The following is a 16,059-nucleotide window of genomic DNA, read 5'->3' on the forward strand; positions in this document are numbered from 1 at the left end:
CGGGCGCCGCCGAGACGTCCCGTCAGGCCGTCAGGGGGAACTCGCGGCCGAGCGCGGCGAAGACGGCCGAGTTGTGGGCGAAGGCCCGCCGGCACTCCTCCACGACGCGCTGCCTTTCGAGCTCGTCGACCGGCAGGGCGTCCAGCAGGCTCCGGTACTCGCGCTTGAACGCCGCGGGGTTGCCGATCGCGTCGAACACGTAGAAGCGCACGCCGTCGCCCTTGCGGGCGAAGCCCCAGGTCCGCTCCGCGATGCCGCGGATGACCTGGCCGCCCGAGAGATCGCCGAGGTAGCGGGTGTAGTGGTGGGCGACGTAGCCCGCCGGCCACGCGCGGGCGGTCTCGGCGATGCGCCCGGTGTAGCCGAGGGTCTCGGGCAGCGCGGCGGCGCGGTCGCGCCAGCCGGGGGCGAGCAGGTGGTCCAGGTCGCGTTCCAGGGCGGCGACGCGCAGCAGTTCGGGACGGAGGAAGGGGCCGGCCACCGGGTCGCCGGCGAGTTCCGCGGCGGCGTCCTCCAGCGCCCGGTAGACGAACCAGAGCTGCTCGGTGTAGCGCGCGTACGCGGCGACCCCGAGGCGGCCGCCGAGCAGGTCGCCGATGAACGTCGAGGTCTCCGCCTCGGTGTGCCGGTCGTGGCTGGCGGAACGGATGACGGCCGAGAACGGTGCGGTCGCGGAGCCGTGGGCTGGCGTCAAGGGAGCCTCCTGCGTCGGGCCTGCAGGAATCGTCGCGACTCGGGCGACCCCGAGTCGGCGGGTTGCCGACAACCTGTCGGAAACCAGGCTAGCGCGGATCCGCCTTCCGGGGCGGTCGACGCGTCGCGCCGCGGGTGACGGTGGTCACGGGAGCGCGGCCCTCGCCGGTCGCCGCCCCGGCTGCTGCGAGCAGTGGTGACGAGAAAAACATTCCTCTATATCCGCAAAGTCCCCCATCGGTGGCTCGATGCCCTTCGCCCCGATATGTAAGGCCGAATCGGCCGTCATCACGTTCCCCCTCCGGGGGGACCCCGCGTACGACCGGAATGCGCACGGGGAGCAGGATGGTTTCAACCATCCGTGGATTCCGCTTACGGCCTTTCCCTCGTTACGTAGGGTGGAGCAAGGGTTCACGGGGCGAGGAAAGGGGCTCGATGGTCACCAAGGGCAGGTTGTCCGACTGGCTGCGCCGCAAGGCGGGGGAGCGCGGTGCCGGAGTGGACGGGGCCGCCGTCCGTGCGGCCGCCGGCGGCCGGAACGGGGACGACCTGCGCCGGGACGAGCTCCTGCTGGAGGCCGCGGACGCGGGCCTGCCCCTGGCACCGGCCGCCCATCCCTCGCCCGTCTCCGGCTACCGCTGTTCCTGTGACCGGATCGGCTGTCCCACCCCGGGCACGCACCCCGTCTCCTTCGCCTGGCAGACCCAGGCCACCACCGATCCGGAACAGCTCAGGCGCTGGCTGCGCACGCACCCGCTGGCCAACTTCATCACCGCCACCGGCATCGCCCACGATGTCCTGGACGTGCCCGCCGAGGCGGGCCGGATGGCCCTGGAGCGGCTGGCCGCCGAGGGCTCCGAGGGCGGGCCCGTCGCGGTCTCCGACGGGCGGATGCTGTTCTTCACCGCCACCCGTGCCACGGCCGACGAGGACGAGTGGTGGCCGTGCGAGCTGGACTGCCATCCCGAGACCCTCGACGAGCACCCGGGCCTGCGCTGGCACTGCCGCGCCAGCTATGTGCTGCTGCCGCCCTCGCGCCTGCCCTCCGGCGCCGTCGTCGCGTGGGTCACCGGTCACGGCCCGGACCGGGCGCTGCCCGATCCGCTGCCGCTGCTCGGGGTGCTGACCGACGCCTGCGCCCAGGTCGAGCCCGAGCCCGAGACGGCGGGCTGGCTGCACTGACCCTCGCCGCACCTGCTCCGGCCGCACCGCCCCCGCGGGTCACTCCCCGCGCGCGGCGACCAGGCCCACGGTGCGGGTGAGGAAGACGACCTGACCGCCGCCGTCCTTCTCCGCCGGGACGAGCACGGTCTGCCGGGCGACCCGGCCCAGCGTGACCGACTGCTTCGGGGTGCCGGTCATCAGCGCCCTGGTGTACGTGTCGACCTGCGGGGTGACGCCCGGCCGCAGCATGGTGATCTTCGCCGTGTGGTGCGTGGCGAAGAAGACCAGCGCGCCGCCGTCCTTGGTGCGCAGCCCGAGCGGGGCGAAGTCCCCCTCCGTGGCGGGCTGGTCGGCGTACTGGGTGGCCGACTGGGCGGTGCGGGCGTTCTTCGCCCGGCTGGTGACCAACTCCGAGGTGGACGACCCCGGGGCGAACACGGACGCGTCCTTCGCGTCGCCCTTGGCCAGGTACCCGGTGTAGGCGCCGCCCAGCTCGCCGGGGTCCACCACCAGTCCGGAGCCCTCGGCCGCCACCGGCTCCACGTACCCCTGCGCGTCACGGGTGAACTCCGGGACGGCGGAGGCCCGGACGGAGGCGACGTACGACACCCGCCACGCCTCTCGGGCACCGCCCCGCTCGAAGACCATCAGCCAGCGGTTCGTGCCGGTGCCCGAGCCGCCCAGCTCCGGTGCCACGTCGGCCACGAACCACTTGGGCCAGCCCACCTGGCGGGGTATCAGAAAGCGCGGGTCGCCGAGGCCCAGCGCCTTGAAGTCGGGGTTGCCGCCGGGAGCGACGGTGTTCCGGGCGCGCAGACCGGCCCCGTCGACGGCGCCGAGGGGGCCGGACTCGACGGTGGCGATCAGCTTCGCGTCGAGGTTCTTGTTCGCCTCGTTGTTGACCTCGGTGAAGCGCTCCAGCGCCTGGCCGGCCTCAGCCTTCGTCACCGACGGGATGAGCGCCCGTTCCCCGTGCACCGTCACGCACCCGGTCAGTGGCGCCGCCGTCAGCGTCAACAGCGCGAGCGCCGACAGGAATCGCGGCCTGCGGGTCATCGGACGTGGGCTCCTTCGGGGCTGCGGCGGACGGCTTCACGGCCGGCGCGGCAACCCTACCGGGGCGGAGGAAGAGGAACATCGTGGGCGCGAGATACAGCGCCCAGACCGTGACCTGCAGCCAGGTCGGGTCGGGCTGGAAGTTGAACACGCCCTTCAGCAGCGTCCCGTACCAGGAGTCGGCCGGGACCACGTCGCTGACGTCGAAGGCCTGTGCCTTCAGCCCCGGCAGCCAGGCGGCCTCCTGCAGGTCGTGGAAGCCGTACGCGAGCACGCCCGCCGCGACCACGACCAGCATCGCGCCGGTCCAGGTGAAGAACTTGGCGAGGTTGATGCGCAGCGCGCCCCGGTAGAACAGCCAGCCCAGCACCGCCGAGGTCAGCAGGCCCAGCACCGCACCGACCAGCGGGCGCACGCCGTCGTCGGTGGCCTGCACCGCGGTCCAGATGAACAGCGAGGTCTCCAGCCCCTCACGCCCCACGGCGAGGAAGGAGGTGACGACCAGCGCGCCGGTGCCCATGGCGATCGCCGCGTCCAGCTTCCCGTGGAGTTCGGCCTTCAGGTGCCGCGCGGTGCGCCGCATCCAGAAGACCATCCACGTCACCAGGCCGACCGCCACGATCGACAGCGAACCGCCCAGCGCCTCCTGCGCCGTGAAGGTGAGCTCGGAGGAGCCGAACTGCAGGGCGGCGCCGAAGGCCATGCTCACCAGGACCGCGGTGCCGACGCCCAGCCAGACCGGCGGCAGCTTGTCCTTGCGGCCGGTCTTCACCAGGTACGCGACCAGGATGCAGACGACCAGGCTGGCCTCCAGGCCCTCCCGGAGCCCGATCAGGTAATTGGCGAACACCGCCGGTCACTTCCTCTCAGTGGTTCTGGAAGAGCTCGCGGCCCCACCAGTCGTCCTCGTCGCGGACGCCCGGCGGTACGGCGTAGACGGCCGAACCCACGTGCTGGATGTATTCGTTGAGCGAGTCGAGCTTCGCCAGCCGCATCTGCAGCGGCACGAAGCCGTCCCGGACGTCGCGCTGGTACGCGATGAAGAACAGCCCGGCGTCCAGGCGGCCCAGGCCGTCGGTGCCGTCCGTGAAGGAGTAGCCGCGGCGCAGGATCGTCACACCGCTGTTGTCCGGGTGCGCGAGCCGCACGTGCGCGTCCGGGAGCATCGCCTTGAAGTCGGGGGCGTCGTGCTCGCGCTGCCTGCCGATCGGGGCGCCCTCGCCCTTCGTCCGGCCGAAGATCTCCTCCTGCTCCCGCAGCGAGGTGCGGTCCCAGGTCTCGATGTGCATCCGGATGCGCCGGGCGACCAGGTACGAGCCGCCGGCCATCCAGGACGGGCCGTCCTTCGCGGACACCCACACGTGCTTGTCCTGCGCGGCCCGGTCGGAGCCCGCGACGTTGTGCGTGCCGTCCTTGAAGCCCATCAGGTTGCGCGGGGTCTGCTCCTCGGGCGTGGTCGAGGAGGTCTTGCCGAAGCCGAGCTGCGACCAGCGCATCGCGACCTTGCCGAAGCCGATCCGGGCCAGGTTGCGGATGGCGTGCACCGCCACCTGCGGGTCGTCCGCGCAGGCCTGGATGCACAGGTCGCCGCCGCTGCGGTTCGGGTCGAGGGCGTCGCCGGGGAACTTGGGCAGGTCCACCAGCGCCTTCGGCCGGTGCGCCTTCAGGCCGAAGCGGTCCCCGCCGTCCTTCGCGGTGAAGAGCGAGGGGCCGAAGCCGATGGTGAGGGTGAGCCGCGAGGACGGCAGCCCCAGCGCCTCGCCGGTGTCGTCCGGCGGGGCCTCGGCGAGGCCGCCGACCGCGCCCTCGCCGACCGGCCGACCCTGCGTCATCTTGCGGGCGGCGTCGCTCCATTCCTTCAGGAGCGCGACCAGCTCCTCGCGGTCCTCGGTCTTGACGTCGAAGGACGCGAAGTGGAGCCGGTCCTGGACCGGGGTGGTGATGCCGGCCTGGTTCGCCCCGTGGAAGGCGATCGCGCCGCCCGCGGCACCCGCGGGCTGCACATCGTCCCCGGAGCGGACCGCGGCCACGGCGCCGCCGGCCGCGGTGGCCGCGACGACGACGCCCGCACCGGTCCAGCCGAGCACCTTGCGACGCGACGTGACGGTCTCCTCGGACATGGTCCGATGCCCCCTCGGGTTACTTGGCGACGGCCGCGGCGAGCTTCGACAGCGGCTCGGCGAGCGCGTTGACCGCGTCCGAGAGCTCCTTGCGCTGGTCCTTGCCGACGGTGTCGTAGGACACGAACTCCGTCGAGCCGCCGCTCTTGCGGTACTTGTCGAGCAGCGCCGTCAGGGCCGGGAACTGCTTGTCCAGTTCGGCGGTGAGCTCCGCGTCGTTCTCGGCGGCGACCGGCTTCAGCAGCTCGTACGCCTTCAGCGCGCCCTCGACGTTGGCGTCGAAGTCCGACAGGTCGGTGTGGGAGTAGCGGTCCTCCTCACCGGTGATCTTGCCGGTGGCGACCTCGTCCAGCAGCTCCTTGGCGCCGTTGGCCATGCTGGTGGCGGTGATGTCGGCCTTGCCGACGCGGGTCTGCCAGTCCTTCAGGTCGGAGACCAGCCGGTCGGCGAGGGCGCCCTCCTCCGGCCCGGCCTTCTTGTCCTGCCACAGGGACTTCTCCAGCCGGTGCCAGCCGGTCCACTTCTGACCGTCCTCCAGGCCGTCCTCGCGGGTGTCGGTCAGCGGGTCGATGTCGCCGAAGGACTCCGCCACCGGCTCGGTGCGCTCCCAGCCGACACGGGAGGGCGCGAAGAGCGACTTGGCCTTCTCCACGTCGCCCGCCTTGACGGCGTCGGCGAACTGCTGGACGACCGGGACGGTCTGGTCGGCCTGCTCCTGGACGTAGGTGCGGTACGCGGCCACCGCGGCGTCCAGACGCGCGTCGCCCTTGGCGGCGCCCTTGCCGGTGACGGTGATCTTCTGGCGGATGCCGTCGCCCTTCATGCCGGGCTTGCAGGCGATCTGGTACGTACCGGCCTTGATCTCCGCGGTGATGGTGGCCTTGGTGCCGGGGCCGATGTTCTCCCGCTCGGTCACGATCTGGTCGCTGGGCGTGTAGACGTAGACCTCGGTGACCTTGGAGCCCTTGTTCTCCACGGCCAACCGGACGTGCCCGGCGGGGAAGGTGGTTTTGGAGACCTCGCACGTGCTGTCCGTCGCGGTCACCGTGATCGCGTCGGAGGCCTTGCCGTCCGCCTTCTCCGCGCACCCGGTGACGGCGGTGACGGCGACCACCATGCCGGCGGCGGCTACTGCGGACATGCGGACGGCGGACATGCGATCTCCAGGCGGCTCAGGGACAACGGCTTAGGCAAGCCTTTCCTGTGAAAGGCTTGCCTAACCTATCCGAGGCGCCCCACGCCTATTCGTCCTTTTCGTAAAGGGAAGGCAATGGAAAGGTCAAGGGAGCGTCAGTACCTCCGCGCCTGTGTCCGTCACGACAAGGGTGTGCTCGAACTGCGCGGTTCGCTTGCGGTCCTTCGTGACGACCGTCCAGCCGTCGTCCCAGATCTCGTACTCGTGGGTGCCCAGGGTCAGCATCGGTTCGATGGTGAAGGTCATCCCGGGCTTCATGATCGTGGTGGCGCGCGGGTCGTCGTAATGCGGGACGATCAGGCCGGAGTGGAAGGCGGTGTTGATCCCGTGGCCCGTGAAGTCGCGCACGACACCGTAATCGAATCGTTTGGCATAGGACTCGATGACCCGGCCGATCACATTGATCTGCCGTCCGGGCTTGACCGCCTTGATGGCGCGATTCAGGGATTCCCGGGTGCGTTCCACCAACAGCCTTGATTCCTCCGCGACTTCACCGACGAAGTAGGTGGCGTTGGTGTCCCCGTGCACCCCGTGGATGTAGGCGGTGACATCCAGGTTGACGATGTCGCCGTCGCGCAGCTCGGTGGAGTCGGGGATGCCGTGGCAGATCACCTCGTTGACGGAGGAGCACAGCGACTTGGGGAAGCCCCGGTACCCGAGGTCCGAGGGGTAGGCCTGGTGGTCGCACATGTACTCGTGGGCGATCCGGTCCAGCTCGTCGGTGGCGACACCGGGCGCGATCGCCTTCGCGGCCTCCTCCATGGCCTGTGCGGCGATCCGCGAGGCGATCCGCATCTTCTCGATCGTCTCCGCCGACTGCACCTCCGGGCCGTCGTACGGCCGCGGGGCCGGCCTGCCCACGTACTCCGGACGCGGGATCGAGGCGGGCACGGAACGGGTGGGGGAGAGCTTGCCGGGAACCAGGACAGACATGTCGGCGAGTGTATCGGCGGCCGGTCGGGCAGCATGGCGGCAGGACGTCGTACGAGGAGGGACGATGGCGCTGTTCAGGCGAGTCCGCAAGCCCGCGGGGAAGCCCGGCGAGTGGTTCTACTGCATCGAGCACCACAAGGTCGAGGAGGGGCCCGAGTGCCCGGCCAAGGACCGGATGGGGCCGTACCCGAGCCGCGCGGACGCGGAGCGGGCGATGGAGACGGCCGCCGAGCGGAACCTGCAGTGGGAGAACGACCCGCGGTGGAAGGACCGCGCGCGGGAGGAGGGGGAGGACTGACCCGGCCGCCGGCGCCGGGTGCACGATGGAGGGGTGAAGCTCGGTCTGGCCGGTGACACCATGCTCGGCCGCATGGTCGCCGCGCGGCTGGCCGAGGCCCCTCCGGAGGCGCTCTTCTCCGAGGAGGTCGTGGCCGTCGCACGGGAGGCGGACCTCTTCGTCCTCAACCTGGAGTGCGCGATCTCCGACCGCGGCGAGCCCTGGCCCGACCCCCTCAAGCCCTTCTTCTTCCGTGCCCCGCCCGTCGCCGTGCGCGCCCTGACGCACCTGGGCGTGAGCTGCGTCAACCTGGCCAACAACCACGCCCTGGACTACGGCCGCACGGCGTTGCTGGACACGCTGGAGCACCTGGCCGCCGCCGGGATCGCCGCCGTCGGGGCCGGACCGGACGAGGCCGCCGCGCGCGCCCCGGCGGTACTGGGCGGCCGGGGAGGCGCCGCGGGCTCCCCGGGCCTGGGCGTCGTCGGCGTCACCGACCATCCGGCGGAGTACGCGGCGGGACCGGACCGCCCCGGGGTCGCCTACGCCGACCTCGGCGAGGGCGTCCCGCGCTGGCTCACCGACGGCGTCGCGAGCCTGCGCGCCCGGGCCCCGGCGGTGCTGGTCACCCCGCACTGGGGGCCCAACATGACCACCCGCCCGGCCCGCCGCATCCGTACCGCGGCGGCCGCCCTGCGCACGGCCGGCGCCGCACTCGTGGCGGGCACGTCCGCGCACGTCTTCCACGGCGTGACGGACGGTGTGCTCTACGACCTCGGCGACTTCGTCGACGACTACGCGACCGACCCGCGGCTGCGCAACGACCGCGGCCTGCTCTTCCTCGTCACCTTCGACCCCGCCGGCCGGCGCCCCGTCCGGCTGGAGGCGGTGCCGATCGCCCTCGACTTCTGCTTCACCCGCCTGGCCGACCGCGCCGAACGGGCCTGGATCGCGCGGCGGTTCCGGCGCGCCTGCGCGGCGTTCGGGCACGAGGTAACGGAGGAGCGCGGGCGGCTGGTGGTCCGCTGGGACGGACAAGCTACCCGCCCGTAGCACAGACACCCCCTTCCTGTCCGAGATTCCGAACGGATTGAGGTCCAGACCAACTGCGCTCCGTTTCCCAGGGCACGTGGACCGGATCCGACCGACGGCCGGTCGGAGGAAAGGGGCCCCATGTCCAGGAAACGCACGATGAGCACCAAGCAGAAGATCGCGCTCATGACCGGGGCGGCGACCCTGGCCGGCGGTTTCGCCGTGGTGACGATGAGCATGGGTCACGCCTCGGTGGTGTGCGACGGGCTCGACCAGGCGCTGCGCAACAACGAGAGCTTCATCGCGGGCCAACGCGCCAACCCCGACGCCCAGTCGGCGGCGCGGATCGCCAACCGCGAGGCCGTGATCAAGCAGATCAACGTGCAGCGGGAGGCCTCCGGCTGCGGGGCCGCCCCGGCGGCGCCCGCCGCCCCCGCCGGGCAGGGTCAGAACCAGAACCAGGGGCAGAACCAGGGCCAGGGGCAGAACCAGGGCCAGGGTCAGAACCAGGGCCAGGCCGCGGCGCCGGCGGGCGGCGCCGGCGGTCAGGTCGTCTGCCCGGGTTCCACGGTCACCCTCTCCGGCGAGGCCGGCGCGCCCGCCGCCTCCAGCAACCAGTTCCCGCTGGGCACCAGGCTCAAGGTGACCAACCTGGACAACAACAAGTCGACCACGGTGTCGGTGACATCGACCTCCGGGAGCTGCGCGCTGCTGAACAACGCGGCTTTCGAGCAGGTCCGGGAGCCCGGCAAGTTCCTCATCAGGAAGGCGCGTATCGAGCGCGTCGGCTGACCGGGACCCCGCGGCCGGTCCGGGCCACTGCCGTACCAGGAAGCGGCGGTGGTCCGGACCTCTTGACGGGAGCACGACAGTCCGCTTCAATCCGCGAGACAGGTCCAGACCAACGGTCCAGACCACTCGCACAGCGCAGCCCCCCGCCCCCCACAGGGAGGTCACGTGCTCTTCCGTCGTCATGTCCCCCGTACCGGATCGCGCAGATCCCGCATCCTGGCCGGCCTCACCGCCGCCTTCCTCGCGGCCGCCGGCAGCCTGATCGCGCTGCCCGGCACCGCCCAGGCCGCCAACCTCGTCGCCAACCCGGGCTTCGAGAGCGGCAGCCTCTCCGGCTGGTCCTGCTCCGGCGGATCGGTCGTCAGCAGCCCCGTGCACAGCGGCACCAAGGCACTGGCCGGCGCGGTCAGCGGCAGCGACACCGCCCAGTGCACCCAGACCGTCTCCGTGCAGCCGAACACCGCGTATTCGCTCTCCGGCTGGGTGCGCGGCGCGTACGTCTACCTCGGGGTCACCGGCGGCGCGTCCACCTGGACCCCGTCCGCCGCCTCCTACACCCAGCTGACCGTCCCCTTCACCACCGGCGCCTCGCAGACCAGCGTCCAGATCTACGTGCACGGCTGGTACGCGCAGGGCACCTACAACGCCGACGACATCAGCCTCGACGGCCCCGGCGGCGGGGGCGGCGGCGACACCCAGGCGCCCACCGCGCCCAGCGGCCTCACCTCCACCGGCAAGACCTCCTCCAGCGTCTCGCTGTCGTGGAACGCCGCCACCGACAACACCGGCGTGACCAGCTACGACGTCTACCGCGGCAGCACCCTCGCCACCACGGTGACCGGCACCTCCGCCACCGTCAGCGGGCTGGCCGCGAGCACCGCGTACACCTTCACCGTCAAGGCGCGCGACGCCGCGGGCAACACCTCGGCCGCCTCCAACGCGGTGAGCGTCACCACCAGCGCGGGCGGCGGCGGGGGCACCGGCTTCAAGCAGGCAGCGCCCTACCTCTACCTCGGCTGGGGCGACCCGCCGAGCCCGTCCACGGTGATGAGCGCCACCGGCATCAAGTGGTTCACGATGGCCTTCATCCTCTCCTCCGGCGGCTGCAACCCCGCCTGGGACGGCTCCCGTCCGCTGACCGGGGGCACCGACCAGTCCACCATCAACGCGATCCGCGCCGCGGGCGGCGACATCGTCCCGTCCATCGGCGGCTGGAGCGGCAACAAGCTCGGGCCCAACTGCTCCACGCCCGAGGCGCTCGCCGGCGCGTACCAGAAGGTGATCGACGCCTACGGCCTCAAGGCGATCGACGTCGACATCGAGAACACCGACGAGTTCGAGAGCGAGGTCGTCCAGGACCGCGTCCTGAACGCGCTGAAGATCGTCAAGCAGAACAACCCCGGCATCCGCACGATCATCACCTTCGGCACCTCGACGACCGGTCCCGGCTACTGGGGCAACCGCCTCGTCGAGCGGGCCAACGCACTCGGCGCCAACATCGACGTCTTCACCATCATGCCGTTCGACTTCGGCGGCGGCGCCGACATGTACGGCAACACCGTGAACGCCGCCGAGGGCCTGAAGGCCAAGCTGAAGTCCACCTTCGGCTGGGACGACGCCACCGCCTACGCCCACCTCGGGATCTCCGGCATGAACGGGCTGAGCGACCAGCAGGAGACCACCACCCCGGCCATCTGGACCCAGATCCGGGACTGGGCCAACTCCCACCACATCGCCCGGCTCGCCTACTGGTCCGTCAACCGGGACCGCCCGTGCCCCGGCGGCGGTGTGACCAGCAACTGCTCCGGCATCAACCAGAGCACCTGGCAGTTCACCTCGATCACCGCCGGATTCACCGGCTGATCGGACCCCCGCCCCCCACGGGTCAGGCGGCGGAGGACACCGCGTCCTCCGCCGCCTTGCGCATGCCCACGGCGTGCTCGTTGGTCCGGGCGTCGTACGCCATCAGCGTCGGCAGGCAGGCGGCCAGCGCCCCGACCGCCGCCACGCACGCCAGCCCGCCGGTCCACACCGAGGTGCGCAGGCCCAGCAGCGCGGCCGAGCCGCCGGCCCGCACCTGGCCGAACTGCGGGCCGATGGTGAAGGAGAGCAGTTCGATGCCGGCCAGCCGGCCGCGCAGCGCGTCGGGGATGGTCTGGTTCCAGATCGTGGCCCGGAACACCCCGCTGACCATGTCGAAAGCGCCCGCCAGCGCCAGGAAGGCCAGCACCGCCCATACGTTGCGGGACCAGCCGGCCGCCGCCATGCACAGCCCGAAGCCCGCCGCGGCCAGCACGACCGCCCGCCCGTGCCGGTGCACCCGCGACGACCAGCCGCCGGTGAGGCTCATCAGCAGCGCACCGGCCGGCAGGGCCGCGTACATCAGGCCCAGCGACCAGGGCGCGCCCAGGTCGTCCGCGATGAAGGGGAACACGGCGATAGGGAAGGCCAGTCCGGTGGCGGCGATGTCCACCACGTAGGTGCCCAGCAGTTCCTTGCGGCTCCAGGCGTAGCGCGCCCCCTCCGCGATCGAGCGCAGCGACGGGCGCTTCGCGTCGTGCGAGGGCGGCGAGGGCCGCAGCCCGAGGCCGAGGACGACGGAGAGGGCGAAGGTGAGGGCGTCGACGGCGTACGCCCACCGCAGGCCCGCGTACGCGATCAGCACACCCGCCAGGGAGGGCGCCGCGATCGCGCCGATCTGCCAGCGCAGCGCGTTCAGCGAGGCGGCGGCGGTCAGTTGCTCGTGCGGGACGATGCGCGGCACGATCGCGTCCAGCGCCGGCCGCTGGAGCCCGCCCAGCGCGCTGGTCAGCGCGGCGACCACGTACAACGGCCAGAGCACCGGCCGCGGCAGCAGCGCGTTGAGCAGCAGCACGGTCGACAGCACCCCGAGGGCCGCCTCCGTCCACAGGATGAGCTTGCGGCGGTCCAGAGCGTCCGCGAGTGCCCCGCCGTAGAGGCCGCAGACGATCAGCGGCACCAGTTCGACGGCGCCGAGGGCACCGACCGCGAGGGTGGAGCCGGTCAGCTCCTTGACCTGGACCGGGACGGCCACGAAGGTCAGGAAGCTGCCGAAGTTCGTGATCAGGCCCGCGCACCACATCAGGCGGAAGTCGCGCGAGGTCCGCCAGGGTGCGAGGTCGGGAAGGAGTCTGGACACGAGGTCGCATGCTCCGTGCACGGACCCCTGCGGCGCAACCGGGTTTCTCCGCCGGTGCCCCGCGACCGGCGGCGGCCGCGAGGTACCGGTGCGGCCCGCCTGTCCTGGGCCGGCGTCACCGGCGACCGGTGGTGGCACACGCGGCGTTCGTGGGCCGGCGGCCTTCCGCGCGCGTGCGGGTGCGCGCTGACGACGGCACGGCCGGGCTCGGATGAGGGTGCCGCTCACCCCGCGGCCCCCGGCATCGCGGACGCACCGGCGACCGCGGGGGCCGCCGCCCCGCACGGGACCCGGTGGCGGGCATCGTCGTCAGCGCATCAGCCCCGCGGCCGCCAGCCGCTGCCGGACCACCGCGACAGCGGTGTCGTCCAGCGGGACCTGCGGGGGAGCCGTGGCCGCGCAGCCGATGACGCCGCGCAGCCGCAGCGCCGTCTTGAAGGCGCCCAGCGCGGAGGAACTCGGGCCCATCGGCGTGGAGTCCGCGCCCGCGTCGACGATGGCGAAGAGCTGCGCGAGCCGGTCCTGCTCCGCCGCGGCCTCCCGCCAGCGTCCCGCGACGGCGTGCGCGTGGAGCCGTACGTAGCCGTGCGGGTCCACGTTGCCGAGACCGGGGACGACGCCGTGCGCGCCCGCCAGGAGGGCGCCGTCCACGGCGAGTTCGGACCCGGTGAGCACGGCGAAGGAGGAGTCCAGGCCGCGGCGGCGCAGCTCGGTCAGCAGCCGGCGCATGGGGCCGTCGGCGCCGCTGCTGTCCTTCAGGCCGGCCAGGGTGCCCTCCTCCGCGAGGGCCAGCACGGTCGCCGCGGGCAGCTTGGTGTGCACCGCGGAGGGGATGTCGTACGCGAACAGCGGCACCCCGCCCGCTCCGTCCCGCACCCGGCGGAAGTGGTCGGCGATCTCCACCGGATGCGTCGCGGCGTAGAAGGGGGCGGTCGCCACCAGGGCGTCGGCGCCCGCCGCGACGGCGGCCCGCGCGTGCTCCAGCACGCGCGGGGTGGTCATGTCGACGACACCGGCCAGCACGGGCACCCGGCCCCTGACGGCCTCCACGACCGTCGTGAGCGCGGTGCGCCGCTGCGGGTCGGTGAGGAAGGCCGTCTCGCCGCTGGACCCCAGGGCGAAGACCCCGTGGACCCCGGCCGACAGGACATGCCCGACCAGGGCGCGCAGGCCCTCGGTGTCGACGTCCCCCGTCTCCGTGAGCGGGGTGCACAGAGGTGGTACGACCCCGCGCAGCGGGCGGAGTGGATCGTTCCCGGTTGCGGTCATGGACGGCTTCCTACCAGCTCGCAGGCGGCGGCGACACCAAGTGCTCGGCGAGCCGGGAGAGTCGGGGCAACCGGTCCCGCAGCCGCACCCGGCGTCCGGCCGCCGCGCTGACCAGGTGCTGCAGCACGTCCATACCGACCTCGGAGGGCTCCGGGGGCACGGTGAGCGCGTCGTGGGCCAGCCCGCGCAGCTCGGGGTCGCCGGCGTCCATCGCCAGCACGGTCGCGCCGGAGCGCCGCGCGTCGTCCACCCGCTCCAGCAGCCCGGCCTCGGCCCGCTCGGGGGTGACCACCAGTACCGTCTCGCCCCTGCGGGCGGCCTCCAGACGGGCCGTCCCGACCGCCAGGTGCGGGGGCGCGCCCTGCGGCACGCGGTGCCGCACCAGCGTCGGTGACAGCTCCGGCAGCCCGCTCCAGGCGGCCTCGTCGTCCAGATGGGCCGCCATGTGCCAGGGCTCGTAACCCCCGCTGCCGACGAGCAGCAGCCCGCCCGCGGGCCCCCGGCGGACGGCCCCGCGCAGCGAGCCGGCGAAGGACCGGGTCAGCTCCGGCCACTCGCTTCCGGCGAGCAGTTCACGGACGACCTCGACCCGTACGGCATCCATGTCCCGCATCCTCGCGGACCGCGCCCCCGTCCGGCCCCGCTTCGCGCCCCGCTCACCCGAACGGGGTCAGTCCGCGCCGTCCGCGGGCAGGGCCCGGGACACCCGTTCCCGCACGTCCGCGAAGTGCCGCCGCATGGCGGCCCTGGCCGCGCCCGCGTCCCCGGTGCGCAGCGCGCCGACGACGGCACGGTGGTTGGCGACGGCCCGCTCGACCGGGCCGTCTGCGGGCGCCAGGCTGGTGCCGGCCTCGTGGTAGGCCGCCCAGAACAGGTCGACGAGCTGCAGCACGAGCTCGTTGCCGCAGGAGGAGTAGAGCAGCGAGTGGAAGGCCCGGTCCGCGTCCGGGTCGTCGACCATCCGCGCCGCGAGCTCGTCGAGTTCGTCCAGCCGCTGCGGCGGCAGCGTCCCGGCCACCTCGCCTATCAGGCCGACTTCGAGCAGTTCGCGCACCGCGACGAGGTCGGCGAGGGCCCGTACCCGGGACCGCAGGTGAAAGGTGAGCGAGGGCATCAGCATCCGCAGCGGCGCCTGTCCCACGAACGTGCCCGTGCCGTGCCGGATCTCGACTATGCCGAGCGCCTGCAGCGCCCGCACCGCCTCGCGCACGCTGTTGCGGCCGGCACCGAGCAGGTCCATCAGCTGCGGCTCGGTCGGCAGGGTCGCGCCCGGGGCGAGCCGCTGCTCGTGGATCAGATCGATGATGCGGTCCTGGAGCGTCGGGCCGCGGCTGCTGCCGGCGGTTCTGGTCACGGGTGGCCGCCTTTCCCAGTGCTGTCGTGCGTTTTTGACGTTCCGTCTGCTGTCCCGTGCGGCTCGCACCGGACGAGGGACGTCCTGCGTCCGCCCGGCAGCCGCGCATCGGGAGGCAACACCGATGTCATACCTCACATCCGTCGTCCCCCGAGCCGATACCGGTGCGTACGGGGGCCTTCCCGCACCGCGCGGGGCCGCGTGCGGGCCGGACCGCGAGGGGCGCGTCACAGCGTCCGCACGGCCACGCACGGCCCCCACCTGGCAGGATCGCGGTATGACTGTTGACAGTGGCAATGAGACCCCCGCCCCCAAGGTCCCGGCGAAGGACCCCTGGGAGCTGCCCGACGTGTCGGGCCTCGTCGTCGGCGTCCTCGGCGGCACCGGCCCGCAGGGCCGCGGCCTGGCGTACCGGCTCGCCAAGGCCGGCCAGCAGGTGATCATCGGCTCGCGTGCCGCGGACCGCGCCCGGGCCACGGCCGACCGGCTCGGTCTCGGGGTGCAGGGCGCCGACAACACGGAGACCGCCCGCCGCAGCGACGTCGTCATCGTCGCCGTCCCGTGGGAGGGCCACGGCGAGACGCTGGAAGCCCTGCGCGGGGAACTCGCCGGCAAGCTCGTCGTCGACTGCGTCAACCCGCTGGGCTTCGACAAGCAGGGCGCCTACGCTCTGAAGCCGGAGGAGGGCAGCGCCGCCCAGCAGGCCGCCGCGCTGCTGCCGGAGTCCCGCGTCACCGCCGCCTTCCACCACCTGTCCGCGGTGACGCTCGAGGACCCGGAGGTCGAGTCGATCGACACCGACGTCCTCGTCCTCGGCGACAGCCGCGCCGACACCGACCTGGTCCAGGCCCTGGCCGCGCGCATCCCCGGCATCCGCGGCGTCTTCGCCGGCCGGCTGCGGGGCGCCCACCAGGTGGAGGCACTGGTCGCCAACCTGATCTCGGTCAACCGCCGCTACAAGGCCCACGCCGGCCTGCGCCTGACCGACGTGTAGGGCAGCGGGGGCATGGGGGA

Annotated in this window: 15 protein-coding genes; 6 read left to right on the forward strand and 9 right to left on the reverse strand. The window is 72.7% G+C overall.

Features of this window, described 5'->3' with window-relative positions:
* Positions 1-22 precede the first annotated feature (22 nt).
* Complete coding sequence (locus OIE69_RS27915; protein ID WP_326576651.1) at positions 23-694, reverse strand: biliverdin-producing heme oxygenase; 672 nt, start codon at positions 692-694, stop codon at positions 23-25.
* Positions 695-1,128: 434 nt separating this feature from the next.
* Between OIE69_RS27915 and OIE69_RS27920 the strand changes: the two genes are divergently transcribed.
* Complete coding sequence (locus OIE69_RS27920; RefSeq protein WP_326576652.1) at positions 1,129-1,875, forward strand: bifunctional DNA primase/polymerase; 747 nt, start codon at positions 1,129-1,131, stop codon at positions 1,873-1,875.
* Between the two features lie 916 nt (positions 1,876-2,791).
* On the opposite strand, the gene efeU is transcribed toward OIE69_RS27920, so the two are convergent.
* The 4 genes from efeU to map all read right to left on the reverse strand — a co-directional run bounded on the left by efeU (position 2,792) and on the right by map (position 7,161).
* The gene (gene efeU, locus OIE69_RS27930) at positions 2,792-3,763 is read right to left on the reverse strand and encodes an iron uptake transporter permease EfeU (protein ID WP_326576653.1); all 972 of its coding nucleotides are present in this window, start codon (positions 3,761-3,763) and stop codon (positions 2,792-2,794) included.
* Positions 3,764-3,779: 16 nt separating this feature from the next.
* Positions 3,780-5,033, reverse strand: coding sequence for an iron uptake transporter deferrochelatase/peroxidase subunit (gene efeB / locus OIE69_RS27935; RefSeq protein ID WP_326576654.1), 1,254 nt, complete (start codon positions 5,031-5,033; stop codon positions 3,780-3,782).
* A 19-nt stretch (positions 5,034-5,052) separates the two neighbouring features.
* Positions 5,053-6,189, reverse strand: a complete 1,137-nt coding sequence (gene efeO, locus OIE69_RS27940; RefSeq protein WP_326576655.1) for an iron uptake system protein EfeO — start codon at positions 6,187-6,189, stop codon at positions 5,053-5,055.
* Positions 6,190-6,312: 123 nt separating this feature from the next.
* On the reverse strand, positions 6,313-7,161 hold the full coding sequence (gene map, locus OIE69_RS27945) for a type I methionyl aminopeptidase (RefSeq protein ID WP_089221743.1): 849 nt from the start codon (positions 7,159-7,161) through the stop codon (positions 6,313-6,315).
* A 64-nt stretch (positions 7,162-7,225) separates the two neighbouring features.
* On the opposite strand from map, the gene OIE69_RS27950 reads away from it, so the two are divergent.
* From OIE69_RS27950 to OIE69_RS27965, 4 genes are all read left to right on the forward strand, one after another.
* Positions 7,226-7,459, forward strand: coding sequence for a hypothetical protein (locus tag OIE69_RS27950; RefSeq protein WP_089221744.1), 234 nt, complete (start codon positions 7,226-7,228; stop codon positions 7,457-7,459).
* Between the two features lie 33 nt (positions 7,460-7,492).
* Positions 7,493-8,491: a CapA family protein gene (locus OIE69_RS27955; RefSeq protein ID WP_326576656.1), complete on the forward strand. Its 999-nt coding sequence runs from the start codon at positions 7,493-7,495 to the stop codon at positions 8,489-8,491.
* Positions 8,492-8,611: 120 nt separating this feature from the next.
* Positions 8,612-9,262: a hypothetical protein gene (locus tag OIE69_RS27960; protein WP_326576657.1), complete on the forward strand. Its 651-nt coding sequence runs from the start codon at positions 8,612-8,614 to the stop codon at positions 9,260-9,262.
* 165 nt (positions 9,263-9,427) lie between these two features.
* Complete coding sequence (locus tag OIE69_RS27965) at positions 9,428-11,125, forward strand: carbohydrate binding domain-containing protein (protein ID WP_326576658.1); 1,698 nt, start codon at positions 9,428-9,430, stop codon at positions 11,123-11,125.
* 22 nt (positions 11,126-11,147) lie between these two features.
* Here OIE69_RS27965 and OIE69_RS27970 read toward each other — a convergent pair whose 3' ends face one another.
* The 4 genes from OIE69_RS27970 to OIE69_RS27985 form a co-directional block, all read right to left on the reverse strand.
* Positions 11,148-12,422, reverse strand: a complete 1,275-nt coding sequence (locus OIE69_RS27970) for an MFS transporter (protein ID WP_326576659.1) — start codon at positions 12,420-12,422, stop codon at positions 11,148-11,150.
* 309 nt (positions 12,423-12,731) lie between these two features.
* On the reverse strand, positions 12,732-13,691 hold the full coding sequence (locus OIE69_RS27975; RefSeq protein ID WP_326576660.1) for a dihydrodipicolinate synthase family protein: 960 nt from the start codon (positions 13,689-13,691) through the stop codon (positions 12,732-12,734).
* Positions 13,692-13,701: 10 nt separating this feature from the next.
* Positions 13,702-14,295 carry a hypothetical protein gene (locus tag OIE69_RS27980; RefSeq protein WP_326576661.1) on the reverse strand — a complete coding sequence of 198 codons (594 nt, stop codon included), beginning with the start codon at positions 14,293-14,295 and terminating at the stop codon, positions 13,702-13,704.
* A 66-nt stretch (positions 14,296-14,361) separates the two neighbouring features.
* On the reverse strand, positions 14,362-15,045 hold the full coding sequence (locus tag OIE69_RS27985) for a FadR/GntR family transcriptional regulator (protein WP_326576662.1): 684 nt from the start codon (positions 15,043-15,045) through the stop codon (positions 14,362-14,364).
* Between the two features lie 277 nt (positions 15,046-15,322).
* Between OIE69_RS27985 and npdG the strand changes: the two genes are divergently transcribed.
* The gene (npdG, locus tag OIE69_RS27990; RefSeq protein WP_326576663.1) at positions 15,323-16,039 is read left to right on the forward strand and encodes an NADPH-dependent F420 reductase; all 717 of its coding nucleotides are present in this window, start codon (positions 15,323-15,325) and stop codon (positions 16,037-16,039) included.
* Positions 16,040-16,059 lie beyond the last annotated feature (20 nt).

It is taken from the genome of Actinacidiphila glaucinigra (assembly GCF_035918135.1).
Taxonomy (GTDB): domain Bacteria; phylum Actinomycetota; class Actinomycetes; order Streptomycetales; family Streptomycetaceae; genus Actinacidiphila; species Actinacidiphila glaucinigra.

Bases quoted from the DNA above. Each gene is read 5' to 3' on its own strand.
- OIE69_RS27920 (WP_326576652.1), top strand. From the start codon at position 1,129: ATGGTCACCAAGGGCAGGTTGTCCGACTGGCTGCGCCGCAAGGCGGGG.
- efeB (WP_326576654.1), bottom strand. From the start codon at position 5,033: ATGTCCGAGGAGACCGTCACGTCGCGTCGCAAGGTGCTCGGCTGGACC.
- efeO (WP_326576655.1), bottom strand. From the start codon at position 6,189: ATGTCCGCCGTCCGCATGTCCGCAGTAGCCGCCGCCGGCATGGTGGTC.
- map (WP_089221743.1), bottom strand. From the start codon at position 7,161: ATGTCTGTCCTGGTTCCCGGCAAGCTCTCCCCCACCCGTTCCGTGCCC.
- OIE69_RS27950 (WP_089221744.1), top strand. From the start codon at position 7,226: ATGGCGCTGTTCAGGCGAGTCCGCAAGCCCGCGGGGAAGCCCGGCGAG.
- OIE69_RS27960 (WP_326576657.1), top strand. From the start codon at position 8,612: ATGTCCAGGAAACGCACGATGAGCACCAAGCAGAAGATCGCGCTCATG.
- OIE69_RS27975 (WP_326576660.1), bottom strand. From the start codon at position 13,691: ATGACCGCAACCGGGAACGATCCACTCCGCCCGCTGCGCGGGGTCGTA.
- OIE69_RS27980 (WP_326576661.1), bottom strand. From the start codon at position 14,295: ATGGATGCCGTACGGGTCGAGGTCGTCCGTGAACTGCTCGCCGGAAGC.
- npdG (WP_326576663.1), top strand. From the start codon at position 15,323: ATGACTGTTGACAGTGGCAATGAGACCCCCGCCCCCAAGGTCCCGGCG.